Source organism: Thermosipho sp. 1074 (assembly GCF_001999655.1).
Lineage (GTDB): Bacteria > Thermotogota > Thermotogae > Thermotogales > Fervidobacteriaceae > Thermosipho > Thermosipho affectus.
In genome coordinates this window covers 253,606-279,604 of record NZ_LBEX01000018.1, presented here as the reverse complement: position 1 = coordinate 279,604, position 25,999 = coordinate 253,606, and the positions used below count along the sequence as shown (strand labels likewise).

Here is a 25,999-nt window from a genome sequence, read left to right as displayed (position 1 = left end):
GTAATTTTATTATACCACAGTTATGGTATAATTTATTTTGAATCTAGGGGGGATTTTATGTTTGATTTTTCCAAAACAGAAAAGTCGCTTGTATTCTCACTTGCAAACCTTGCTATAATCTCAAAATACAAAATTAAATTTAACAAAAATGAAATACTATTCTCTGCAGATCGCATAGTTACTAAATTTCTTAAAGATGTCGATTTTAAAATATTAAAAGCAGATAATAAGATTGATTCTCCTGTAATTGAAAATGCAACAATTTTATTTTATAATATTCCAGATGAATCGCTCGACAAGTTAAAATCTATGTTTTTAAATAACGTAACGGTACTAGAGTCAAACAACGAAGGTGAAGTCTTTCTAAACGAAAATAACAATTCAAAAATTTATATAAACGGCTTTTTAGTTGCCACAGAAAAGAATTTTCTATTTAGCTATAATATAAAAAAACCAACAAAAACTATTATAAAAAAAATCGAAAAATTAGAATTGCCATTTAAAAGAACAGCGTATGTTCATAAGATAAAGACTATCTTATTAAATTGTGAAAAAGCGGAAATTGCAATGTATCTTGCAAAAGATTTGGAAAAACTTGATGGAGGGCAAGCACATGATGAGATAAACTGGAAAGATGTACAATTACACGCGGTAAAATTGCTTAATGCCCTCAACAAATACTTGTTTATAACAAAGAGTGACTATGTAAAATATTATTACTTAATAGATACGGCAATTGAAAGTGGCTATAAACCAGTTTATATTTCGCAAAATATAAAAGATATAGTAGAAAGTGAAAAAGATTTTTTAGGAAAAAATATAAACACTATTAATGTTTTTCTTGAAAAATACTCAAAAAATTTTGAATTTGCTTACATAAATAAAGATCAGCTAACCGATGTAGAAAAAGAAAACTTAAAAATAGTCGAAAACCTACTCAAAGACTTAGCAGTAGAATTAGAAATAAAAATATCAACAAATATGTTGGAAACAAAGAATAAAAAGTATCATGTCAAAAACAGAACTCTTGTATTAAAAAAAGAAATTTTATCTAACATTGACACTACTTTAGAAAATGCAATCGAAGGTATTGGAAGAATACTTTATCCAGAAGTAGATGCTAATCGAGCAATCTTAAACCTATTTGTCAAATTTTTAAAAGATAAGCAAAATAAATTTACACATGTCTCTAAAATAAATCAAAAAGAATCAATTATCAATAAATTTCTTAACAAATTCAAAAAAAAAGATGGTGAAAAAGATGTTAGATAGTTTTATACTCTTATTTTATTTTGTTATATTCCTAATCATATTAAAAATTTCACCATTTGTTTTAGGAGCAGTAGTAATTGGTTTTTATATTTCTATTGTACTTGACGTTCCTGCAAAATATCTTTCAAGAAAGTTAAATCCAAAACTTTCAAAGGTTATCTCATACTCATTACTCTTATCTTTGATTTTTTACTCTTCTATAAATTTTTTTCCAATAATCTTCTTAGAAGGGAAAAAAATATTTTCAGAATTAACCAAACTTTCTATTCCAAACAATACAACACTTCCGAAATGGCTCCTAGATTTTATAAACAACTCTAATCGACAAATTTCAAATTTCGCGTTAAATATTTTTAATAAAATCATCAGTTTTACTCCATCTTTAATAACAATGGTAATTTTAATAACAACCACCACAGTTGCAGTTGCAAATTTAAAAGAATATTTAAAAAAACGCGTAAAAAATTTTTTCATAAAAGATCCAGAAAAAGGATACAATTTTATAAAGAAATTTTACAAAGACTTTGAAAAATTTGTAAGTGGACAGGTAATTATTGCAATGCTTGTAGGACTTATAGTTGGAATTCTTGCATGGGTCTTTAAAATTAAGGGAGCGTTTTTTCTTGGAGTAATTTCATTTATAACGGATTTTATACCGTTTCTAGGAGTTGTAATTGTATCAATTCCCATGTTAATGCTTGGATATTCATCATTAGGTATAAAAGGTATAATAATTAGTATCTTAATTTTGGCATTGGCAAATCAATTGGAAAGTTGGGTATTTGCCCCAAAAATCCAAAGCGAGAATTTTAACATACATTGGTTTATATTAATAATTTCTCTGCTCATTTTTGGGGATATACTTGGATTCATAGGAATCCTAATAGCTATTCCTTCTCTTTTGTTTATAAAAAGATATTGGCTTGAATACATTTTGGGAGGTAATTATGGGAAAAATAGGTGAAAAGTTTGAAGAATTACTCCAAATTATGGAAACCCTTAGGGGAGAAAATGGTTGTTCGTGGGATAGAAAACAGACTCATGAATCGCTAATTCCGTATTTAATCGAAGAAACCTATGAATTTGTTGAAGAAGTTAAAAATCAAAATTACAAAAATATGGTTGAGGAATTAGGGGATATTCTCTTACAAGTAATCTTTCATGCACAAATTGGAAAAGAAAAAAAAGAATTTACAATCGAAGATATAATCAACACTTTGATTAACAAATTAATTAGAAGACATCCACATGTCTTTGGAAACGAAAAAGATTTTTCATATGAACGCTGGGAAAAAATAAAAGCACTTGAAAAGGGAGAAAAACACTTCTCAAAAATTGGAAAAGTAAACAAATCACTTCCTGCCCTTTCGCTTGCAAGAAGAATACAAGAAAACGCTGCAAACGTTGGTTTTGACTGGGATAACATAGAAGATGTATACGAAAAAGTATACGAAGAACTTGAAGAACTTAAAAACTCCAAAAACGCAAATGAAATAGAAGAAGAATTTGGTGATTTATTATTTTCAATAGTAAATCTTTCAAGATTTTTAAAAGTTGATCCAGAAGTCTCATTAAGAAACGCAACACAAAAATTTGTAAATAGGTTTAAAAAGATGGAAGAATTAATCGAAAAGGATGGAGGAAGAATGGAAGATCTATCAATTAACGAACTAGAACAATATTGGAAGGAGTCAAAAAAGTGAAAGTGTATGGTAGAAATGTTCTAAAAGAAATATTGGAAAATGATGTATCTGTAAAAATGGTTTACTTTTCAAATTCAAAATCAAGAGATTTAGAAAAATTAATCGAAAGTGTCAAACAAAGAAACATGCCATATACAATAGCTAATGATAAAATACTAGAAAGGATTTCAAATGAAAAAAAACACCAAGGGGTTGTAATCGACATTGGGAAGTTTGAATATAAAGATGAATTAATAATCGAAGAAATAACCAACCCATTTATTGTTATTCTAGATCAAATACAAGATCCACATAATTTTGGTGCAATCATTAGGACTTCTGTTGCAAGTGGTGTTGATGCAATAGTAATACCAAAAAACAACTCAGTAAAGGTAACACCAGCTGTTGTGAAAGTTTCTGTAGGAACAATATTTAAAACAAATATAGTTCAAGTAACAAACCTTTCAAGATTTATAGAAAAAATAAAAAAGTTAGGTGTATGGGTATATGGTGCTGCAATGGAAGGAAAAGCGTATCATAAAGTAGATCTAAAAAAACCCGTAGCTTTAGTATTGGGAAACGAAGGAAGTGGCATTAGAGAAAATGTAAAAAATAAATGCGACGATTTAATTTCAATTCCCATGAAAAATAAAGTAGAATCTTTAAATGTATCTGTAAGTGCTGGAATATTATTATACGAGGTGTTTAGAAAAAATGAAGATATTAATAGTTGAAGATGATGAGAAATTAAGAAGATTATTAGAATTAGAATATAAACACGAAAATTGTACAGTTGAAACTTGTGAATTTGGTGAAGATGCCATACTTTTGTATGATAAATTCAAACCTGATGTCGTAATTTTGGATGTTATGCTGCCAGATATAGATGGTACAGAAGTTGCCAAAAAAATAAGAAAAATGGATCCAACAGCTGGTATAATAATGCTAACAGCTCTTTCTCAAAAAAAAGATAAATTAGAAGGATTTGAAAGTGGTGCAGACGATTATGTAGTAAAACCTTTCGATTTTGAAGAATTGTTTGCAAGAACCAAAGCACTTGCAAGGAGAAAAGGAATAACTTTTGAAAAAGAAATTAAAATAGGAGAACTAAAAATAAACTTACAAAAACGAGAAGTATTACACAAATCAAAACCTGTAAATCTTTCTAAAACAGAGTTTGATTTACTTTTTTATCTTGTTAAAAATTCAAATAGGACAGTTTCAAAAGAAGAAATTTTAAACGCAGTTTGGGGAATTTCGTATGAAGGTTCTGAAAATATAGTTGAAGTATATATAAACTATCTAAGAAAAAAAATCTCACCGGATTTAATAAAAACTATTAGAGGAGTGGGCTATACAATAAATTGGAGGTGAAAAGGTGTTTTTCTTTGACCCAACCTTTATAATTCTAATACCTGGTATCCTTTTAGCACTTATTGCGCAAATGTACGTTCAAGAAAGATTTTCAAAATACTCTAGAATTCCATCTAGCCTAAATATGACAGGTGCTGAACTTGCAAAATTTATGTTGGAATCTTCAGGGATTTATAATGTAAAAGTAGAAAGAGTTCCTGGAAATTTAACAGATCACTATGATCCAATAAAAAAAGTTGTTAGACTATCCGATGCTACATACAATTCAAATTCTGTAGCTGCACTCGGAGTAGTTGCACATGAAATTGGTCATGCAATCCAACACGCAAGAAAATATGTGCCATTAATTTTGAGAAATAGTATTGCTCCAGTTGTATCCTTTTCTTCAAATCTTTCATGGATCTTATTTATACTTGGATTTATCTTTATGAATATGGCATTGGTAAGAATTGGAATTCTTTTATTCTCATTAGCGGTTATATTCTCATTAATTACTCTTCCTGTAGAATTTGACGCAAGCAGAAGGGCCGTTAAGATTTTGGAAAACAACTTAATGATGCCAAAAAATGAACTATCTGGTGTAAAAAGTGTACTAGGTGCAGCAGCTATGACTTATGTTGCAAGTACGCTAATGGCATTCTTACAACTTTTAAGAATGTTGCTAATTGCAGGATTTCTAGGAGGAAACAGAGATTGAAAAGTGATTTAATCATTGCATACAGACTATTAAGAAAAAAGTTTAAGTCCGGAATATTCTCCACTGAATTTTATAGTGCTTTCTCCTATGTGGAGGAGAAAGCTTTTTTTAAAAACTTGATATTTGGCGTTTTAAGATATCAAGATTATCTAGATTGGATAATAAATTCTTTTTTGAAAAACAAAGAGATACCTCCGTCAATTCGAACTATCTTAAGAATGGGAACTTTTCAAATATTATTCACAAATAAACCAAATTATTTAATTGTAAATGAAATGGTGGATTTAGTTGAAAAAAAGTCATTCAAAGGACTTGTCAACGCTGTTTTAAGAAAAATATCAAAAATTGGATATATAGAACCAAAAGAAATACACTTAAAATTCTCCCATCCAAAATGGTTAGTTGAATATTGGAAAAGCTTTTTGCCAACAGATTATATAATTAAAATGTTAGAATTAAATCAAACCCCCCTCAAAACTACTGCAAGGGTAAATATTAGAAAGATAGAAAGAGACAATATAAAAATAAGCAATTCATTATTTACCTCCCATTCTCCTGTAGGAATAGTCTTTGAAAAAATTGAAAAAAATCCATGGGAATTTGAAGAATACAAAAAAGGTCTAATTACATATCAAAGTGAATCATCACAGATAATACCTTTACTTGTAGACTTCAAAAAAGATGAATATGTTTTAGATGCATGTGCTGCTCCAGGTGGAAAAGCCACACATATTTTAGAACTGCAAGATGTAAACTTATATGTAAACGATATCGAAAAAGAAAGGATAAAAATCCTAGAAGAACAATTCAAAAGATTAAATTTAAAACCAAAAAAAATCTTAAATTACGATGCTCAAAAAATAAAATTAAATGACTTTTTTGATAAAATCTTTGTTGATGTACCCTGCAGCAGTCTAGGAACAGCAAGAAGAAATCCAGAGGTTTTAAGAAGACAATCTAAGGAAAATTTCCAGAAACTTTCCAAAATTCAACAAAAGATCATATCAAATTTATGGAAAAATCTAAAAAAACATGGATTAATGGTTTATTCTACATGTACAGTAACTATCGAGGAAAACAAAAACACTGTAAATCAACTAAAATCTCTCGGTGAATTTTTGGATATAAGAAACCAATTAGAACAATTTGGTATAAAATATATATGGGATGGCTATGGAGCGCTATTTTATCCAGATGAAACTCTAACACCATTTTATGTTTCAATCATTAGAAAAATAAAGGAGTGAAGAAATGATTACCAAAAGAAAAGTATTAAATTTTATCAATTCAAAAAATTATAAACCTATGCTTCAAAAAGAATTATATAAAGCACTAGGCTTAAAAAATAAAACCGAAAAAAAAGAACTAAGAAAAATACTAAATGATCTTTTATACGAAGGAAAATTATTCAAAGACAGTAAAGGAAGATACAAACCAATAAGCAAAAATATGGTTATTGGTACTATAGAATTCACAAGAAATGGTACAATGGCATTTGTTTGGACAGAATCTGGAGAAGAAATTGCTATTCCCGCCGAAAAAGCAGGGAGAGCTATACATAAAGACAAGGTAATAGTAGAAATAGAGGGAAAATGGTATGACATACCTGAAGGAAGAGTAATAAAAATAATTGATCACGGGTTAAAAAAGGTAGTGGGAACATTTCAACCTATTGGAAGAGCTGCATTTTTAATCCCAGATGATCCAAAAATTCAATATGATTTTTATATCCCCATAGAATTTTTTAATAATGCAAAACCTGGTCAAAAAGTAGTAGGAAAGATTTTAAAATATCCTACCCCTACGAAAAATCCCGTTGCAAAAATTGTAGAAGTATTAGGTTATGCCGATGATCCTGCAACTGATTTTCCAACTGTAATCGTAAAACATGACATAAATATATCTTTTCCAAACGAAGTTATGCAAGAAGCATCAAAAATTCCTGATAAAGTCTTTTCAAGAGACATTAAAAATAGAAAAGATTTTAGAAATGAATTAGTAGTAACAATTGATGGACCAGATGCAAAGGATTTTGATGATGCTGTAAGTGTAAAAAAATTAAAAAATGGAAACTACCTACTTGGAGTACATATTGCAGATGTTTCACACTATGTAAAAGAAGATAGCTTTCTAGACAAAGAAGCGTTTAAACGCGGAACAAGTATTTATTTAATCGATAGAGTCATTCCAATGTTACCTTTTAAATTATCACATGGAATTTGTAGTTTGGTCCAAGGCGAAGATCGTTTGGTAATGTCGTTAACAATGGAAATCAACAAAGATGGTAAAGTAGTTGATTTTGAAGTTACAAAAGGAGTAATAAGAAGCAATAGAAGACTTGTATACGACGATGTAAACGCTCTTTTCGAAGGAAAAGAAGAAGCAATAAAAAAAATTGGAGACTTAAGAAAAGAATTATTGCTAATGAAAGAATTAAAAGATATTTTAAGAAAAGCTCGAAAAGAAAGAGGGGCAATTTTAGACATAGAAGGTGGAGAAGTTAAGATTATTCTAGATGAAAAAGGGCACGCAGTTGATATTATCCCAAGGAAAAGGGGAGAAGCAGAAGTTATCATAGAAGAATTTATGATAAAAGCAAATGAAACCATCGCAGAAATTTTTCATCATCTTGATTTGCCATTTGTATATAGAGTACATGAACAACCTGATCCAGATACAATTATCCAATTAAAAAATTATTTAGCAGCTTTAGGGATAGAATTTAAAGTTCCAAAAAAGATACAACCCAAAGTATTACAAACATTACTCGAAAAAACCGAAGGACATCCATTAAGGGGGAGTATAGAAAAACTCCTTGTCCGTTCAATGAAACGTGCAATCTATTCAGCTACAAACATTGGACATTTTGGACTTGCCTCATATGCATACACACATTTTACCTCTCCGATAAGGAGATATCCAGATCTTATTGTCCACAGACTTATTAAAAAATTCTTAACTGACAACAAAAAAATATCAAAAAAGCAACTCAAAAAATTAAATGAGAAGCTATCAAAAGTTGCCATACATTCAAGTAAAAGAGAAAGAATAGCAGATGAAGCTGAGTGGGATTATATTGCCTTGAAAAAAATTGACTATATATCAAATCACATTGGTGAAGTTTTCGATGTAGTTGTAACTTCCGTCACAAAATTTGGAATGTTCGTAGAAATAATAGATAAAAACATATCAGGATTAATTCATGTTTCTACACTGGATGATTATTTCTTATATGATCCCGAAAAAAGTATCTTAATTGGTCAACATACAGGAAAAGTGTACAAAATAGGAGATAAATTAAGGGCAAAAGTTGTAAATGCTAACAAAACTAGAATGCAGATTGATTTTGAAATAAGTGAGGCATAAGCCTCACCTTTTGTTTGTTAAATATCTGACACCTTTTACAATAAGAGCGATTGCTATTAAGACAAGAACTACTGGAAGTACTATTGTTACTAATCCAATAAAAATCAAAACAATTAAAAGAACCCCAAGAACTATAGATAAAATAGGGGATAAAAACGGAAAAAATAAAATCCCTAAAATTATTAAAAATATAACACCTAAAATAGCAAGAAAGTTTATCATATTTATACCTCCCCCAAAAAAATATATTAATTACCGAAAAATATTTTATCATACAATCAAATTTTTTGCAAATTTACAAAAATAATTTGGAGGAAAGTAATATGGATAAAATCAAAGATGAAATTGAAAAATTACGAAAAGAAATTGAATATCATAATTACAGATATTATGTTTTGGCTGATCCGGTAATAAGTGATGAAGAATACGATAAACTTTTAAAAAAATTAATAGATCTGGAAAAAAAATATCCGGAATACTATTCATCAAATTCTCCAACACAAAAAGTGGGAGGAGGATTAATTCAAGGATTTAAAAAAGTGGAACATTCAATTCCCATGCTAAGTTTAGACAATACATACAACGAACTAGAAATGAGAGAATTTGATAATAGAATAAAAAAAATGTTAAAGACAAACATAGTACAATATGTATGTGAATTAAAAATAGATGGTATCTCCGTTGCAATAAGGTATGAAAATGGATATTTTAAAACTGCAATCAGTCGTGGCAATGGAATAATTGGCGATGACATTTCAGAAAATGTAAAAAAAATAAAATCAATACCTTTGCGATTATTCAAAAATATTGATATAGAAGTTCGAGGCGAGATTTATATGCCTATTAAAGAATTTGAAAAATACAACAAATTAGCCGAAAAAGAAGGCTTACAACCTTTTGCAAATCCACGTAATGCAGCAGCTGGGACAATTCGCCAATTGAATTCTTCAATTGTTGCAAGAAGAAACCTTGATTCATTTATTTATCATATAGTAAATCCTGAAAAATACGGATTAACTACTCAATGGGAAGCTTTAAACTTCTTGAAAGAAATAGGGTTTAAAGTTAATCCGCACTCAAAACTGTGCCAAGATATAGAATGTGTTGTAAATTTTTGGAAAAAATGGACCGATGGTAGGAAAAAATTAGATTATTGGATCGATGGATTGGTAATAAAGGTTAATAACTTTGAGTATCAAAAAATTTTGGGAGAAACCACAAAATCACCAAGATGGGCTATTGCTTTTAAATTCCCTGCTATTCAAAAAGAAACAAAAATATTAGACGTAGAATTAAATGTTGGAAGAAGCGGAGTTATTACTCCTGTTGCAATCTTTGAACCAATAGATTTAGATGGCAGTATCGTAAAACGTGCATCATTACATAACTTTGATTACATAAAAGAAAAAGACATTAAAATCGGTGATCACGTCCTCGTTGAAAAAGCGGGAGGTATAATTCCACAAGTTGTAAACATAATCAAAGAAAAAAGAACAGGTTCCGAAAAAGATATTGAAATTCCAAAAAAATGTCCCATTTGCAATGGCGAAATTGGAAAATTATCTGATGATGAAACCGCCATTAGATGTCTCAATCCACATTGTCCTCAGAAACTTAAAAGACATTTAGAAATATTTGTATCTAAATCTGCTTTTGATATTTCTGGTATCGGTGAAAAAATTATCGATAAAATAGTTGACGCAAAATTGGTAGATGATGTAGCCGATATATTTTACCTAACTCCCTTTGAGCTAGCACAAATAAGCGGATTAGGTCAAAAATCCATCGCAAAAATTCTAGAACAAACAAATAAAGCAAAACATACTCCACTAAACAGAGTCATTATTGGTCTTGGCATACCATTAGTTGGTGAAAAAACTGCAAAAATACTAGCAAAAAGATTTAAAAGCTTAGAAAACCTATCCAATGCTTCCTATGAAGAACTAGTTGAAATTGAAAATATAGGTCCTGAAATTGCCAAAAGTATAATAAATTATTTCAAAAACGAAAAAACAAAAGAAATTATTGAAAAATTGAAAAAGGCTGGAGTAAATCTTGAAGAAAAGGAAATGAAAAAATCGGATATATTAAAAGGACTAACATTTGTAATTACAGGTAAATTAAACTCTCTCTCAAGGGATAAAGCTATAGAACTAATAGAATTAAACGGTGGCAAAGTATCAAATTCCGTAAGTACCAAAACAAATTACCTGATAGTCGGTGAAAATCCAGGCTCAAAGTTAAAAAAAGCACAACAATTAGGTGTAAAAATTCTATCGGAAGAAGACTTTCTAAAAATGATTACTTAATTTCCAAATCTTTCTTGAAAAATCATCCTCATATATAGGGACAAATCTCTTTAAAGATGGAATAAAAAATAAAATTGTATGTATTTCATAAAAATTTCCGCGATTTCTTCTAAAAACAATATATTCCAAAGATCTATTCAAAAGATAGATCAAGTCATACGATAGATGCTTTATATCACCATAATTTAAGGTGATTTCTCCGTTTTCCGACTTAATATCTATTCCTAAAAAATCTTTCATTTTTAAAGCTGCATCTATTCTAGCCAAAATTAATGCTTTTTCCAAATCAATCCCACCAGTTTGAGAAATTCCTTCAAAATATAACAAGTCACTATTCTTAAGTAAAACATTATAATATCCCGTATTTATACTGATAATTTCATCATTAGGTTGTAGACAAATTTTATTTTTTCCAATAAAAATACAATTTTCATCGGTATTATTACACCCAAAAAACAATAAAAGTAGAAAAAATAAAATAAATACTTTTTTCACGAACATCACTCCTCAATAAACTTTAAAACAGTATCGGAACCTAACATTCTTTTTATCTCTTGTGCTCTTTTTTCTTCATCCAATTCACAAACTTTCCCTCCGTTATCTGTTTTATTCACAACAAAGTGTTTATCAGCCTTAATTGCAACTTGTGGTAAGTGTGTCACTACAATTACTTGATAATTTTTAGAAACTTCTTTCAACTTTTCTGCAAGTTTATTCCCAGTAATACCACTAATTCCCGCATCAATTTCGTCAAAAATCAAAATTCCCTCTGAAACAACAGAAAGTTCCAAAGCAAGCATAAGTCTCGATAACTCTCCACCCGATGCTATACTCTTTACCGGTTTTAATTTTTCTCCCTTTATTGCATTACCAAGTAATTCTACTTTATCCATTCCAAAATAATTAAAATCCACGGCTTCAAATTGAAATTTCAATTCAAAAGACAAATTCAAATCTCTTGAATGTCTATAAAACCTTTCCAAAACTTTCTTTGCAGCATTTTTTCTACTTTCCGACAACAAACTTGCATATTTCCTCATTTTATTCAAAACTTGCTCAAGTTCATTATTTGAATTTTCTAAAATTTTAATTCTTTCTTTTAATTTTTTAGAATCTTTTATAAAGTTCTCATAATTATCTATTACATCTTCTATTGTAGGTCCATACTTTCTCTTTAAAAGGTTATAATCCCATATTCTTTCTTCCAGTTCCTTTATATCGTAGCTTTCTATTTCATCAATTTCTTTCTGCAAATCCAACTTTAAAGTTTCTATTATATCTAACGCGGTATTCAAAGATTCTTCATGTTTTTCACTCAACATCTTTTTTATTTCCCAGAGCTTTTCCGTAATTTCCTCACTTGAATTTAATATATAATTATACTTTTCAATAGTTTCTTGTGCTTTCAAAGCAATATCATATTCTCTCTTCAACTTCTCTTCTTCTTCTATTGAAGGACTAATCTTTTCAATTTCAATTATTTTTTCTTCTAATTCCGCCAAGTTTTCCCTTAAATCACTTAACGATTCTTCGGTTAATAATTTTCTAATTTTTTTATATCTTTCAAAATACTCTCTATATTTCTTCAAATCTTCAAAATTATCTGAAGTTTCATCTAGAAAATTTAAAATAAAATTTGGTTCTAAAATCTTTATATGTGAATTTTGCCTGTGCAAAGTTATAAATTCTGAGAGTAATTTACTTACAACCTTCTTTGGAAAAACTTTTCCATTAATTTTAAAAACAGTTCTATTCCCTTTCTTTGTTATAGAAAAAACATTCTCTCCGGAAAAAACGTCATATTCAGGATAATCTACAGGAATATCCATTACCATCTCTGCGTTATAATTATCCACTCTTCCATTAGAAATCCCCAACAAAATCCCAAATACATCTAATATTAAACTTTTTCCAACACCAGTCTCCCCAGTTATAACATTCAGTCCCGAATCAAAAAATATATCAATATCTCTAAAATACAAATAATCATGTAAATGCACGGAGACAATCTGCGCCCTGTTCATTTGTTCAAATGCTCCTTTTTAAAATAATCGGGTAACAATTCCCCCACAGTTGTTTCCTTTACTGCACCATTTTTTCCAACTAAAATAACTTTGAAGTCTCCAAATTCAGCCATAACCTGTCTACAAGCACCACATGGTGATATTGGATCTTCTGTATCTCCAACTACAACTAATGTATCAAATTCTTTTTCACCTTCACTCACAGCTTTAAAAATGGCTATACGTTCAGCGCAACACGTTAATCCATAAGAAGCGTTTTCCACATTTGAACCTGTAAAGACTTTACCAGTTTTTGTCAATAGTGCCGCTCCTACCTTAAAATTGGAATAAGGTGCATAAGCTCTTTTCATTGCATCTTTTGCCAATGTAATTAACTTATTACTCATTTTTTTCCACCACCTTTACTAAAACTTTTTCAATTCGGTTCTTAGATGCTGCAATAATCTTAAACGAAAAACCATCGATAAGAATTTCTTCACCAACCTTTGGAATTCTTTGAAGATGCTCTAATATATAACCGGCCAGTGTTTCGTAATCCGTTTCAGGAAAGTCAACACCCAATTCCCTTTCCAAATCATTTATTGGCACTGTCGCATCAACTATATACGCCCCATTTTCAAGCCTTTTTATACCAATATTTTCATTTTGATCATATTCATCCATTATTTCACCAAAAATCTCTTCTAATATATCTTCCATTGTTACAAGACCTGCTGTTCCTCCATACTCATCTACCACTATTGCCATATGTATTTTCTGTTCCTTAAAAATTTTCAAAAGTTCAGAAACTTTCATTGTTTCTGGAACAAACAAAGGTTCCCTCATAAGCTCTTTTGCCTTTACTTTGGTTGAAACATCCGTTCCTCTCTCACTAATAAAAACAAGAACATCCTTTGCATAACAAATTCCTACAATATTATCTATAGTTTCTTTATAAACAGGAATTCTTGAATATTCTTCTTCCTTTATAATCTCCATTACTTTATCCAATGTCTCAGATTCCTCAATTGCTATGATATCCACTCGGGGAATCATAATTTCTTTAACCATTGATTCTTCCATTTCCAAAGTCCTTTTTAACATAAAACTTTCCTCATGGCGTAAAGTTCCTTCTTCCATTCCAACTTCCACATACATTAAAATATCTTCAGTAGTAATAAATGGCGCTTCTTCTACCAATTTTCCACCAATTAACTTTATAACAAAATTTGAAATTCCCACTAACATTTTAATTATAGGAGAAAAAACTTTTGAAAGGAATAAAAGTACTTTGATCATCTTATTAAAAATTTTCTCATTGTTTTGTCGTGCGTATATCTTAGGAGTAATTTCACCAAAGATAAGTATAAAAAAGGTTAAGACTAAAGTACTTAAAAGTGCAGAAACACTACTCGGAAGTATATTTTCAAATAGACCAACAACCAACAAAGTTGCAACGGATGAAGCCAAAATATTTACCAAATTATTCATAATCAAAATAACGGTAAGTAACTTATTAAAAAGATGTAATTCATTTTCTTCCTCTTTCATATCACCTTTTCTCAAAGACTCTCTTAATTTCAATCTACTTACAGATGTTAAAGCTGTTTCTGAAGCCGAAAAAACAGATGACAAATACAACAAAAATATCAAAAATATAAATGACCAAAAGTAACTTAAAGGATCTTCCATTCTATAACCCACCTCCACAAAAGATTATATCACATGTGAATAATATTTTTCTTCATCTGATTACGTTTACTCAATTTCCTTTCAACAAATATTTTTTCATTTGTATACGGATCAACACCAGTAAAATATATAGCCGTGCTTAAGGTACCAGGTGTAGGTGTAAAGATTTGAATTTGCTGAGGTCTATATCCCAATTTTTCTCTAATAAATCTTTTCAAATGACTATTTTCTTTAAAAGATTCTCCAGGATGACCAACAATAAAATAAGCAACTACATATTTTTTCTTGGAGTTACTTTCATATTTCCTTTTAAATTCCAAAAACTTATTAATATTCGGTTTTCTCATAATCTTTAAAACATTTTCATGAGAGTGTTCCGGTGCCAGCTTCAATTGCCCGGGGGTGAATTTTGGAAGCTCTCTAATAAAAATTTCACCGTATTTTTTATCTTCCAAAACCAAATCATGCCTTATTCCAGATGAAATAAAAACATTTTTCACTCCATCTACCTCTTTTATAGTATATAACAAATCCAACAATTTACTATGATCAACTAATGAGTTTTTACAAGGTTCTTTAAAAAGACAAAATCTATTACACTGTCCTTTTAAGGCACGAATATTACACTGAGCTCCATACATATTTGCTGTAGGACCACCAACATCAAAAATTGTTCCCCTAAAATTTTTCATTTTTTTTAAAATCTTCACCTCTTCCAAAATTGACTCTTTACTTCTAGAAATAACATGCGTTGTTTGATGCTGGGTTAGTGCGCAAAATGCACACATACCATAACAACCTCTAACAGTAGTAATGGAAAATCTAACTGTTTCAATAGCTTTGACCTTCCCATTCTTTAAATAAAAAGGATGAACTTCCCTTTCAAAAGGTAACAAATACAAATTATCAAATTCATTTCTATCTAAAGGAAACTGAGGTGGATTTTGCACAACATATCTATTGTCTTGCTTTTGAACAATTAAAATATCCCTATTTGGATCAGTTAAAAAACTAACCTTTTTAAATGCCTCATTATATTTCAATTTATCATTCAATATTTCCTCATAAGAGGGAATTTCAATTGCTTTTTCAACCCTTTTTGACGTCCACCAAACTACACCCCTGATATCATTACATTTACTTGTATCTCCATATTTTTGCAAACACTTTGCAATCTCCAAAATCGCTTTTTCGCCCATTCCGTATACCAAAAGATCCGCTTTTGCATCTAACAATATAGATTTTCTAAGTTTATCAGACCACCAGTCATAATGTGCAAATCTTCTTAAACTTGCTTCAATACCACCAATTACAATTGGCACACCCTTAAAAAATCTTCTAACTAAATTTGAATACACTATTACTGCCCTATCTGGTCTTTTATTGCCAAGTTTTTCCGGAGTATAATCATCTTTTTTTCTTTTCTTCATAGATGCTGTATAATTTGCAACCATTGAATCAACATTTCCGCCGGTTATTCCAAAAAATAAACGAGGTCTTCCCAACCTCGTTACATCTTTTCCATTCCTTACATCAGGTTGTCCAATAATCCCTACTTTAAATCCTTTTGAAACAAGATAATGCCCCAACAAAGAAACACCTATTGAGGGATGGTCAATATAAGCATCCCCTGTAATTAATATTATATCTAAATATTTCCACCCTAATTTTTCCATATCATATCTTGTAGTAGGTAAAAACATCTAATTTCCCTCCAAAAGCTCATGAAACATTTCAAAATAACTTTCATATCGTGACTTTGCAATTAATCCATCTTCAACCGCTCTTTTGATTCCACATTCTGGTTCGTGTATATGATTACAACCAGGATACAAACATAAAAAATTACTAAATTCCGGGAAATAATTTTTAAGTTCTTCACTTTCAACTTCACTAATATCTAAACTGGCAAATCCAGGTGTATCAGCAATCCATCCACCAAAATCAAATTTCAACAATTCAATAACAGTAGTTGTATGTTTACCTCTATCTAACTTTTTTGAAATTTCACCTACTTTTAACGATAAACCAGGATTAATAGCGTTTAATATACTACTCTTTCCTACTCCAGACATACCTGCCATAGTAGACACTTTGTCTTTAAAGACTTCTACAAGCTTATCAATTCCCATTCTATTTTTAGCACTCACCAAAAAAACAGGATACATTTTACTATAAATACTTAAAAACACATCAATTTCCTCTCTACTTAACAAATCACATTTATTTAAAACGATGACAGCGGGTATTTTTACATTTTCTACCAAAACTAAATACCTATCCAATATTTTTAGAGGCACTTCAGGTCTTTTTAAAGAAGTAACAATCACTACTTGATCAATATTTGCAATCCTCGGACGTTTTAATTCGTTCTTCCTATTTAAAATGTTTTCTATAACTCCTTCATTACCTACTATATGGCGATATTCTACAAAATCACCAACTATTGGCCTAATTCCTTGTTCCTTAAATTTTCCCCTAAGCTTACAAATGAATACTTTCCCTGTTTCTATATCTTCAACCAACGCCATATTTGACATAAATTTTAATACCAAACCTTTTTTTCTCATTCCATACCTCCTGTTTCACCAAAATCAACTAATAATCTTATTTTGGAATTCTTAGAAATCTCACTTCCAAAACTTGGATAAGATGCCAATATCCTTCCATCTGGGCCGGGAAATTTTATTTTTACTATTTCAACATCAAATTCACGTTTTTTCAAAAAGCTTATACCTTCAAGATAAAAAACACCATACAAATTAGGTAATTTAAATTTTTCATCTCTCAATATTATTTTTATAGTTCTTCCCTTTTTTAACACACTAAACTTTGGAATAACATCAACAATTTGTCCTTTGTTAAAAAACTCCACCTTAAATCCAGAACTACTTAGATCTTTTTCTATATCTTCAATTTTTTTACCCTTCAACTCATCAATTGAAAACGTCAAGAAATTTGTTCTTTGGAAATAATAATTTATACCTATAAATGCCAACGCCCCAAAATATATTCCAAATAAAAATATTATCAAAGATTTTAAAAACCTTATTTTATATTCCTCCTTCTTAGTTGCCCACAAGCAGCATCTATATCCGTACCTTTTTCTTGCCTAATTTCACACTCTATACCATTTTTCTCTAATACCTCTTTAAATCTCTCAATTGCCCATTTGCTTGGCCTATGAAATTCAGGATTTACTGGATTAACCGGAATGAGATTGACAAATACACTCAATCTTCTTAATAATTCTGCTAATTTAACAGCATCATCTGGATAATCATTAAACTCTCTTATTAAAATATACTCAATTGTAATTCTATTACCTGTGATTTCTTGATACTTTTTTAATGCATATATTAACTCTTCAACACTGTATTTTTTATTTAACGGAATTATCTGATCTCTTTTAAAATCTGTGGGGGCATGTAAAGATAATGCCAATTTCACATCTAAACCTGATTTTGCAAGTTCTACGATTTTTTCTGGAATTCCAACGGTAGAAATAGTAATTCTTCTAATCCCTATATTCAACATCTTTTTGTGATTTAATATTTTAATACTATCCAGCACATTTCCAAAATTTAATAGTGGTTCACCCATTCCCATATAAACTACATTTCCCACTTTAACTTTTCTATTCAATTCAATAGCCAAAATTTGACCTACAATTTCACCAACAGTTAAATTTCTCACAAAACCACTTTGTCCCGTTGCACAAAAACTACATTTTACCGGACATCCTACTTGCGTAGATATACAAGAAGTAACCCTACCTGAATGAAATAACGCAACAGACTCAATTGTGTTACCATCTTTTAATTTCCACAGAAACTTTGTAGTTTTATCAATTTTAGAAACCTGCATATCTAATAGTTCTGGAATATCTATTGTAAATCTTTCTGAAAGTATCCTTCGGTGTTCATTAGAAAGATTTGTCATATCGTTAAAATCAAAAATTTTTTTCTTATAGATCCAATCCAAAACTTGATCCACCCTATATCTTTCTAAATTTATTTTTTTAAATTCTCCAACCAATTTATCATACTTAAAGTCCAAAATATTCTTCATATTATTCCCCTCCAAATTTTTTCTAATATTATTCTAACACAAATGTCCAAAAATTAATACTATACTTTGAAAAACAAAGAATTATTAATTTAACATAGTATTATTACACTAAACAACTTAATATAACCAATTAATGTTATATTATTTTTATATAGTAAAGTGATATGATATATTTAGGAGGTGATTAAAATGAAAAGAATAACATTATTGATACTTCTTTTCTTGTTTTCGAGTATTTATTTTTCCATGTTTTTAGGAGCAAGCATTGGAAAAGAAATGAGTGGAAAAAACCGATTTGTTTTAGGAGCAGAATTAGGTACTTACTCAAGCATTATAGGTTTTTCCTTAAACATTTACTATCCAATCTCAGGAACTAATTTGGATTTAGAAAACACCAATTTCTCAGAAATAAAATTAGTTGAATTTGATCCATACTTACTTTTTAATCTAAAAATCTCTAGCACTTCTATTTACGTTGGAGTTGCACCAATTCTTATTGTAAATCTACAAAACACAGAAATTGGACTTTATTCGCAAGAAATATTCCATGGAAAATTGGGATTAAAAACTGGAGCACCAATAACGCTATCACTCGAAGCAATTACTACATTTAATCTTCAATTTTTAAGCACCGGAATCTATACCCTAAATCTTGGTATAGGTCTTACATTCTAAAGGAGGGATAATTATGAAAAAAATTATACTTTTATCATTTATAGTCTTAATATTTATATTCGGATGTGTTAACATTCCAACGTTGCCCAAATTAATTCCAAAAGATCCAGAAGGAGTGCTTAAACCTTCAACAAGTTTGTACACTGATCTTACGTTATACCTTACAACTGATAAAACACCGTTTTTAGTACCACTTTCCGTTCCAGATTATGTAAGGTTAAAATTAAATGTTCCCGATATTTCAAATCTTTCTGATAGCAAAATAAAAGTCTTCGAAGACAATAACGCTCAAGGATTTCTTTTATTTAAAGAAGCTGAAAAAAGAACACAAATTGATATAATGATTGTATTAGACACAACAGGAAGCATGTATAACGCAATTGAAGGGGTTAAAAACAGCATTCAAAATTTGATTATCACTCTAGAAGCAAGTGGCTTAGATGCAAGAATAGGAATTGTTCCATTTGATGATGCTGCACCTTCTAAAAATATAACGGTATCACCCGCCTGGTTGGATCTTTCAGATGCAAGTAGCGCTAAAAATTTTGTTTCTAGTTTATCTGCATACGGTGGAGGAGATTTCCCTGAAAATCCATACGCAGGTATCATGTATGCATTTAATAACGCATCTTGGAGAACTTCTTCACAAAAAATTATGATACTCATTACAGATGCATCTGCACATTATAAATCAGAATCATATCCTGGAGATGCCGAAGGTGAAACTTTATATGATAAAAGTGAAGTAATTAGCGCTATAACAGGATACGTGACAATACATGGTGCTTTTGTACCATTATATTACTACAATATCACTGATACTGATTTTAGCAACCCTGAAGATCCAAGAGAAATTATAGAAAAAACAGGAGGAATTGTAAATTATACTGATTCATCTGGCAATGTTAATTTGACAAATATAGGTCTTTTAGAATACATTTCTTCAAGTTGGATAATTGCATTTGAAAGTGACTCTCCAAATGCAACGCATACAATAGAAGTATTTATAGATCATGAAAGCCTAAAAGGTTACAAAAAACTTGAAAATGTTAGTTATTAAAGAAATCTTCGGCTTGCAGTGAACCTCAAAAATGAAACAATAAAAAGGCACCCCCTAAGTGGTAAAATAAAACCAACAGGGGGTGTTTTAGGTAAATAAAGGTCAGAAAAAGAAAATATGCCATTTGATGAAAGTACAGCTAGAGCAGTTTCTAAAACACTCAAAATTTATAAAGAACTTGTCTTTGAAACTTTATAAATATGGAGTATTTGCTCATTTTAAAGAAAAAACATATTAGACAATTTTAATCTTGCAGTAACGCGTGATGAAAAAGTGACCACTATAAGTTCAATTAAAGAATGGGGGAAGCTTTTATAAGACTTGTTTTTAAGTATATATCACTACACAACGGAAAATTTTGGCCGGTTTGAAAAAATTTATAAAAGAAATCTAGATACATTTCTCGTGAGTAATGGAAACAATATTTCTGGCAATGAGAAAACAAGAATAGTACTTGCAAAATTATTACTCAAAAATAGTTGAATATAATTTTTTAGAAAGGGTATAGAGTAAATACAATTGTTTGAGGTTCATAACTTTGAAATAAATCTTTATAGAAAAGAGACTGATTCATTTTGAAAATACAAAAAGAGATTATATTTTAACGATTTTATCCTTAGTTTTATGTTCCACTACTTAATTTCAATAATATTTTATCTCTTTGTTATATACCGCGGAATAGTATTAAGTGACCCCGGAGTATTATGTGTACTTTTGAATTTATTTACATTAATAAGATATCAATTATTTATATTAATGAGTGTATGAGACATTGTTCGTACAGGAATTACTGCCAAAAGGCAAAGCTTGAAGAAATTAAATAGGAAAATAACTATTCAAGAACACAAAAAAAGAGAAATACTCTTTTGACTATGCTCAAGAGATACAAAAAAGACTAAATAACATGGCTTTGGTATTTTACCAAAGCCATGCATTCAAAAAAAATTAATAAATTAATTTTTTTGTTTGTCACACACCAAAAAGCAAGCCTATTTCACCTGCTTTTTCATCTTTTTGAAAGTGCCTGTGCAATATACATACCTTGAGAATTTAATTTTGCAAGTGCTTCTTCCATTGCAGAAAATTTCGCCCACAAATCTTGTTCTTTTTTCTGCAAAATATCAATCCAATTTGCCATTTCTTTTGCAAGGACTCTCTTTTCTCTCCCTAACCTTCCACTTACTCCTGCAACTTGATCTATTTCTCCATTGAATTTTGTTAAATCATAAAGATAATCTTTCACTTGACTTGCAAAACTTGTTTCAGAACCTCCAAAAAATTTCCAAACAGAATCTACACCATTTTTCGAAATATACTCTTTTAATTTATCTTCATCTAATTCAATATGACCTTTCATCGTATTTTCAAAACCTATACCGCTATCTCCTGAAGTTATTCCAAGTTCCCATAAATAATTACCATTGTACGAATCATATAAAAATCCTCTCATTTTGTCAAAAATTCTTCTTAAATATTGATCATTTTTTAAATAACCTTGTATCTTTTCTTCTTCAGACATTTCACTTTCATCTTTACCTTTAACCTTATCTTCAGTTAATTTAGTGTATAGATAATCGGTCATTTCATTCCATTTATCGACAAATTCTTTAACTTTTTCCACTATAGCATCAGTATCAGTATTAACACTTATAGTTACATTTCCTAAATTGTATGCAGTAAATTCTAAACCATTGTAAGTAAATGTATTATTATCAGAATAAAGATCATAAGTTAGACCAGAATCAGTTGTTAATGTTGCATGGGCTACATCTCCCAATGTAAATGTCCCAGTATCAAGTCCAAGCCCAGAAGGTGCTCCAGATATATTTATAATAACATCACCCATTTCATTTGCTGTTATAACTATTTTGTTATTATTCTCATCATACGATGCTGTAACATCACTAACATTATTGTTAATTCTTGAAATTAGATCAAAAATTGTGTCAGTATCTGAATAAGAGATTGAAACATCATTTATTGTAAAAGTTCCACTTCCCGATATTCCTAAATCTGCTAAAGTTTTGCTTGTTGAATATGCACCAATATCTCCCGAACTTTGCAACGTATAAGTTCCTGAATTGTTTATCAAATTTGCATCATCTAACCTAAAAATACTTAAAAAATTACCACTTGATTGTGAAATTGAAAAAATATCAGAAGATTGTATCACCAATTTATTTTCTACATCATCAAAAGTAACGGTGGCAGAAGCACCCGCAGTTGTAAAAGCACTTGAAATTTTATTTACAATATCATTGATCGTATCCGTTGAAGATATACTAATATTTACATCTGTATTATTAACAGTTAAAACTAATGTCGAATCTTGTGGTACATATTTATGGTTCAAACTAGAATATGTATCTGTAGAAGTTATATCAACACCAACTTTTCCACCATTATAAATGCTTCTTGAAGCCAATTTATCGATAGAAATCGAATAATTACCATCCAAAACAGTAGCACTAGCATTGGCAGTTAAAACCGTTGCATCAGAAACCGTTGCACTCTTTGGAATTAGATTAGATTGTAACTTAAAATCTGTTAAATAATTCATAAAATCTCGCAACTTATCAGAAACGTTATTATATGCTTTCTGTTGATAATCTAAAATCTTAAACTTCTCATTAAGCCTATTTAAAGGCCGGGATTCTACTTCCATTATTTTATCAATTATAGAAGCTGTATCTAACCCAGAAGATAAACCACCAAATTGAAACATTGGAGCATTGGAGGTATATCTATAGTTGATATTCTGAGCAATAGAACTATAATCCATAATATTACCTCCTTAAGCTCTTTCATCAAATATAACACCAATCAATTCTTCAAGATTTTTTGCAAGTCTCAAAGCAACCTCTGGAGGAATTTGTCTAATAATTTCTCCTGTATCCTTATCTTTTATTTTCACAACTATCATCCCTGTATCCTTGTCAATATTAAATTCCGCTTCACCTCTAAAAATTTTCTTTAATTTTTCTAAATTTTCTTTAAACTCTTTCGCAACGACATTCAAATCAACATTTCTATTTTGTTGATCTATCTCTTTTTTTTGATCTAAATTTGGATTTTTTAGGTTATTTTCAAAAATTTCTATTTTGCCATTACTCACCCCTTTAACACCATCCATGGTTATCCCTCCTAAAAAAAGCTACCTATATTAATTATCGGAAGTATTTTCATTATTTTTAGATGAAATTTCATCTAAAAGTTTATTTATTTTTACACTTTCTTCTATCCCTATATCTTCTTTGAATCTAAGCTCTGGTGTAGTATAGATTCTTAGATTTTTTGCAATATATTTTCTAAAGAAACCTTTATATTTTACCAAAAGCTCAACTGCCTTTTTTCTATCTTCTGCATTACCAATATAACTTACATAAACATCTGCATATTTTTTATCTTTTGAAATAATAACCCTTGAGATTACTATGTAACTTCTTATTGCATCAAACTCCGGAACCTTAATTTTTCGTAACCCTTCAGAAATAAGTTCTCTTATACGATTTTCTATTTTCATATTTCTATACTCAGGATTCATTTTCTTCTCCTCCTTCTAAAAGAGCTTTCGCTTTTGCCAAAGCGTTTCTTATTTTAATTGAGATATCAATCAAATCCGACGGTTTTATACCTAAAACTTTAAATGTTTTGGCAGATAATGTAGGTTCACAATATGAACCAGAATATCCATTGTACATCAAATTCGAAAAATAATTTGCAAGATGTACAATGTATAAAATCGTATCAAAAGCTTCTTGATCGTTATTTTCTGGTTCATCATGGTAAAGAGAAACTATTTGAAACAGTTCTGGAAGCTTCCATTGCTCAATTAAAAACGCCCCAAGTTCACCATGAGTCTCTTCACCTAACTTCTTTTCCAAAGTGTAAAAACACACCTTATTAGACTTTGATTTTTCAACCAAACTAGTAATATACTTTGGAAACGCAATATCCAATACAATTTTTCCAATATCATGCAAAAGCCCCGCCATAAACGCTTCTTCCTGTTCAGGATAACCGATAATTTTTGAAACCACCTCTGAAATTATAGCAGTTGACATAAAATGTTGCCAAAGCTTCTTCTTATCAACATTTGAAGCCCCTTTATTTAAAGAAGAATACGTAAAAATCGACAACGCCAAATTTCTTACAGTTTTAAATCCTAAAATCATTACAGCTTCACTTATCTTTGTTATTTTTCTTGGAAGCCCATAATACGCGGAATTTACCAATTTTAAAACCTTTAGAGATAATGAAGCATCCATTGAAATAGCCTTTTCAAGATCTTTTATAGACGAATCCGGATTAGATGCTATATTTATTATCTGCTGAACTTGAAAATCTGGCGTTGGAATTTCTTCTATTTCTTTTATAAATTTTACCAACATTTACTCACTTCCCCAATGGAATTCTCACTATAAATCTTGTCCCCTTCTTTACTTCAGATTCTACATCAATATTTCCTCCGTGCAATCTTACAATTTCTTTTACAATTGCAAGGCCTAACCCGGTACCAGAAACTTCATAAGTTAAACTTCTATCCCCTTTGTAAAACTTCTCAAAAATTTTATTTTTCTCTTCTTCAGAAATTCCTATACCGTTATCCTCCACTTCAATAATTAATTCATTGTCTTCATTTTTTATGTTAACCTTCGCAAATCTTTCATCTTTCTCTTTATCGTTGAACTTTATCGCATTATCGAGTAAATTGTACACCACCTGAAAAATCCTTTTTCTATCCGCAAATATAGTAACTTCACTACAACTATGTTCTAATTTTACCCCAAATTTTTCCGCAAATGGAGATACTTTCTCCAAAACACTTTGTAAAACCTCACAAATATTAAACTCACTATATTCTAACTCCATTGTACCTGATTCTATTAATGTAAAGTCCAACAAGTCATTTAATAGAGCTTCTAGTCTCTCGCTTTGTTCGTATATAATAGAAAGGAATTCTCTTTGACTTTCAGGATCAACCTCCATATTCAATAAGGTCTCGGTATATGCCTTTACAGCAGATAGAGGAGTTCGAAGCTCGTGAGAAATATTTGCAACAAATTCCGTCTTCATCTTATCTAATTGTTTTAGTTTTTCCAATTCCATTTCATATGTAACATTGTTGAAAGTGATAATATACTTGGTACTACCTAAAAAATCAAATTTTGTTTTTACAATAGTAAAATAATTTTCACCAAATTCCTTAGAATGTATATTTGCATCATCTAAAATTAAAAATTTAAAATAATCCTTTATATCATACTTCTCTATTATTTCTTTACCAAACTTGTTTGAAAACTCTAGTTCACCTTTTTCATCCAAAACAAAAATACCTTCGCTAATAGAATTTAAAACCTCAAACATAAACTTTTCAGAATTCTTTATTTTTTCAATTAATACCAAATTTTCTAAAGTAATTCCCGTTAAAAAAGAAAAAATTTGTAAAAAAACCATTAATTCGTTATTAGGTTCTTTATTAGTTCTTACAATTATACTTCCCAACATTTTCCCTTGTTTAACTATGGGAATTATTCCAATAAATTCATCTGATTCCAAAAAAAACGAAGGCAATAATCTTTCTTCAATCCAGGCCATATAATCAGAATATTTTGAAATATCAAACACTTCTGGATCAAAAAAAACCACTTTATTTTGCTTTAAAACCAAAGCACCGTTATACTTTAACATTGCCTTCAATGATTTTAAAAGTGTTCTATAAACTTCTTCCTCAGTTTTTGCTTTACCTATTTCATGAATAAAACTAGAAAATAACGTATCAATATTCAAATTCTCAC

Annotated in this window: 26 protein-coding genes; 12 read left to right on the top strand and 14 right to left on the bottom strand. The window is 29.8% G+C overall.

Annotated elements, in window-relative coordinates:
• Positions 1–57: 57 nt before the first annotated feature.
• Genes XO08_RS08255 through rnr form a run of 8 tightly spaced genes read left to right on the top strand, consistent with a single transcriptional unit; the run spans position 58 to position 8,391 of the window.
• A complete protein-coding gene (locus XO08_RS08255) occupies positions 58–1,272 on the top strand; it encodes a hypothetical protein (RefSeq protein WP_075666472.1) in 1,215 nt (404 codons plus the stop codon).
• The gene (locus XO08_RS08250) at positions 1,262–2,236 is read left to right on the top strand and encodes an AI-2E family transporter (RefSeq protein ID WP_075666471.1); all 975 of its coding nucleotides are present in this window, start codon (positions 1,262–1,264) and stop codon (positions 2,234–2,236) included. Before XO08_RS08255 ends, XO08_RS08250 begins: the two co-directional genes overlap by 11 nt.
• Complete coding sequence (gene mazG, locus XO08_RS08245; protein WP_075666470.1) at positions 2,220–2,975, top strand: nucleoside triphosphate pyrophosphohydrolase; 756 nt, start codon at positions 2,220–2,222, stop codon at positions 2,973–2,975. Before XO08_RS08250 ends, mazG begins: the two co-directional genes overlap by 17 nt.
• Positions 2,972–3,688: a 23S rRNA (guanosine(2251)-2'-O)-methyltransferase RlmB gene (gene rlmB, locus XO08_RS08240; RefSeq protein ID WP_077287996.1), complete on the top strand. Its 717-nt coding sequence runs from the start codon at positions 2,972–2,974 to the stop codon at positions 3,686–3,688. The genes mazG and rlmB overlap by 4 nt, the downstream gene beginning before the upstream one ends.
• Positions 3,669–4,328 (top strand): response regulator transcription factor, encoded by a 660-nt coding sequence (locus XO08_RS08235; protein WP_077287995.1) that lies wholly within the window; start codon positions 3,669–3,671, stop codon positions 4,326–4,328. Before rlmB ends, XO08_RS08235 begins: the two co-directional genes overlap by 20 nt.
• Before the next feature lie 4 nt (positions 4,329–4,332).
• Positions 4,333–5,025 carry a zinc metallopeptidase gene (locus XO08_RS08230; RefSeq protein ID WP_075666467.1) on the top strand — a complete coding sequence of 231 codons (693 nt, stop codon included), beginning with the start codon at positions 4,333–4,335 and terminating at the stop codon, positions 5,023–5,025.
• On the top strand, positions 5,022–6,272 hold the full coding sequence (locus XO08_RS08225) for a 16S rRNA (cytosine(967)-C(5))-methyltransferase (RefSeq protein WP_077287994.1): 1,251 nt from the start codon (positions 5,022–5,024) through the stop codon (positions 6,270–6,272). Before XO08_RS08230 ends, XO08_RS08225 begins: the two co-directional genes overlap by 4 nt.
• 4 nt (positions 6,273–6,276) lie before the next feature.
• The gene (gene rnr / locus XO08_RS08220) at positions 6,277–8,391 is read left to right on the top strand and encodes a ribonuclease R (RefSeq protein ID WP_075666465.1); all 2,115 of its coding nucleotides are present in this window, start codon (positions 6,277–6,279) and stop codon (positions 8,389–8,391) included.
• A 3-nt stretch (positions 8,392–8,394) separates the two neighbouring features.
• Here rnr and XO08_RS08215 read toward each other — a convergent pair whose 3' ends face one another.
• Entirely contained in the window at positions 8,395–8,613 is a 219-nt protein-coding gene (locus XO08_RS08215; protein ID WP_075666464.1) for a hypothetical protein, read from the bottom strand.
• A gap of 101 nt (positions 8,614–8,714) precedes the next feature.
• Here XO08_RS08215 and ligA point away from each other — a divergent pair, with 101 nt between their 5' ends.
• Entirely contained in the window at positions 8,715–10,700 is a 1,986-nt protein-coding gene (ligA, locus tag XO08_RS08210) for an NAD-dependent DNA ligase LigA (RefSeq protein WP_077287993.1), read from the top strand.
• Here ligA and XO08_RS08205 read toward each other — a convergent pair.
• Genes XO08_RS08205 through rlmN form a run of 8 tightly spaced genes read right to left on the bottom strand, consistent with a single transcriptional unit; the run spans position 10,683 to position 18,466 of the window.
• Positions 10,683–11,195: a hypothetical protein gene (locus XO08_RS08205; protein ID WP_077287992.1), complete on the bottom strand. Its 513-nt coding sequence runs from the start codon at positions 11,193–11,195 to the stop codon at positions 10,683–10,685. The two genes, ligA and XO08_RS08205, sit on opposite strands and share 18 nt — an antisense overlap.
• 5 nt (positions 11,196–11,200) lie before the next feature.
• Complete coding sequence (locus tag XO08_RS08200) at positions 11,201–12,724, bottom strand: AAA family ATPase (protein WP_077287991.1); 1,524 nt, start codon at positions 12,722–12,724, stop codon at positions 11,201–11,203.
• Positions 12,721–13,110 (bottom strand): cytidine deaminase, encoded by a 390-nt coding sequence (gene cdd / locus XO08_RS08195; protein WP_077287990.1) that lies wholly within the window; start codon positions 13,108–13,110, stop codon positions 12,721–12,723. The genes XO08_RS08200 and cdd overlap by 4 nt, the downstream gene beginning before the upstream one ends.
• The gene (locus XO08_RS08190) at positions 13,103–14,395 is read right to left on the bottom strand and encodes a hemolysin family protein (protein ID WP_077287989.1); all 1,293 of its coding nucleotides are present in this window, start codon (positions 14,393–14,395) and stop codon (positions 13,103–13,105) included. The genes cdd and XO08_RS08190 overlap by 8 nt, the downstream gene beginning before the upstream one ends.
• 29 nt (positions 14,396–14,424) lie before the next feature.
• The gene (locus XO08_RS08185) at positions 14,425–16,098 is read right to left on the bottom strand and encodes a YgiQ family radical SAM protein (RefSeq protein ID WP_077287988.1); all 1,674 of its coding nucleotides are present in this window, start codon (positions 16,096–16,098) and stop codon (positions 14,425–14,427) included.
• On the bottom strand, positions 16,099–16,965 hold the full coding sequence (gene rsgA, locus XO08_RS08180; RefSeq protein WP_077287987.1) for a ribosome small subunit-dependent GTPase A: 867 nt from the start codon (positions 16,963–16,965) through the stop codon (positions 16,099–16,101).
• On the bottom strand, positions 16,962–17,393 hold the full coding sequence (locus tag XO08_RS08175; protein ID WP_158074259.1) for a PASTA domain-containing protein: 432 nt from the start codon (positions 17,391–17,393) through the stop codon (positions 16,962–16,964). The genes rsgA and XO08_RS08175 overlap by 4 nt, the downstream gene beginning before the upstream one ends.
• 50 nt (positions 17,394–17,443) lie before the next feature.
• Complete coding sequence (gene rlmN, locus XO08_RS08170; protein WP_077287985.1) at positions 17,444–18,466, bottom strand: 23S rRNA (adenine(2503)-C(2))-methyltransferase RlmN; 1,023 nt, start codon at positions 18,464–18,466, stop codon at positions 17,444–17,446.
• 189 nt (positions 18,467–18,655) lie between these two features.
• On the opposite strand from rlmN, the gene XO08_RS08165 reads away from it, so the two are divergent.
• The 3 genes from XO08_RS08165 (at position 18,656) to XO08_RS09305 (ending at position 20,684) form a co-directional block, all read left to right on the top strand.
• Positions 18,656–19,141: a hypothetical protein gene (locus XO08_RS08165; RefSeq protein WP_077287984.1), complete on the top strand. Its 486-nt coding sequence runs from the start codon at positions 18,656–18,658 to the stop codon at positions 19,139–19,141.
• A 13-nt stretch (positions 19,142–19,154) separates the two neighbouring features.
• Positions 19,155–20,201 carry a vWA domain-containing protein gene (locus XO08_RS08160; RefSeq protein ID WP_077287983.1) on the top strand — a complete coding sequence of 349 codons (1,047 nt, stop codon included), beginning with the start codon at positions 19,155–19,157 and terminating at the stop codon, positions 20,199–20,201.
• Positions 20,202–20,522: 321 nt separating this feature from the next.
• Positions 20,523–20,684 carry a hypothetical protein gene (locus XO08_RS09305; protein WP_158074258.1) on the top strand — a complete coding sequence of 54 codons (162 nt, stop codon included), beginning with the start codon at positions 20,523–20,525 and terminating at the stop codon, positions 20,682–20,684.
• A gap of 523 nt (positions 20,685–21,207) precedes the next feature.
• On the opposite strand, the gene fliD is transcribed toward XO08_RS09305, so the two are convergent.
• Genes fliD through XO08_RS08135 form a run of 5 tightly spaced genes read right to left on the bottom strand, consistent with a single transcriptional unit; the run spans position 21,208 to position 25,991 of the window.
• Positions 21,208–22,983, bottom strand: a complete 1,776-nt coding sequence (fliD, locus tag XO08_RS08155; protein WP_077287982.1) for a flagellar filament capping protein FliD — start codon at positions 22,981–22,983, stop codon at positions 21,208–21,210.
• 12 nt (positions 22,984–22,995) lie between these two features.
• A complete protein-coding gene (locus XO08_RS08150) occupies positions 22,996–23,334 on the bottom strand; it encodes a flagellar protein FlaG (RefSeq protein WP_077287981.1) in 339 nt (112 codons plus the stop codon).
• A gap of 30 nt (positions 23,335–23,364) precedes the next feature.
• A complete protein-coding gene (gene rbfA / locus XO08_RS08145) occupies positions 23,365–23,745 on the bottom strand; it encodes a 30S ribosome-binding factor RbfA (protein WP_077287980.1) in 381 nt (126 codons plus the stop codon).
• Positions 23,735–24,592: an HDOD domain-containing protein gene (locus XO08_RS08140; protein WP_077198646.1), complete on the bottom strand. Its 858-nt coding sequence runs from the start codon at positions 24,590–24,592 to the stop codon at positions 23,735–23,737. The genes rbfA and XO08_RS08140 overlap by 11 nt, the downstream gene beginning before the upstream one ends.
• Before the next feature lie 4 nt (positions 24,593–24,596).
• Positions 24,597–25,991: a cell wall metabolism sensor histidine kinase WalK gene (locus tag XO08_RS08135; RefSeq protein WP_077287979.1), complete on the bottom strand. Its 1,395-nt coding sequence runs from the start codon at positions 25,989–25,991 to the stop codon at positions 24,597–24,599.
• Positions 25,992–25,999: the final 8 nt, after the last annotated feature.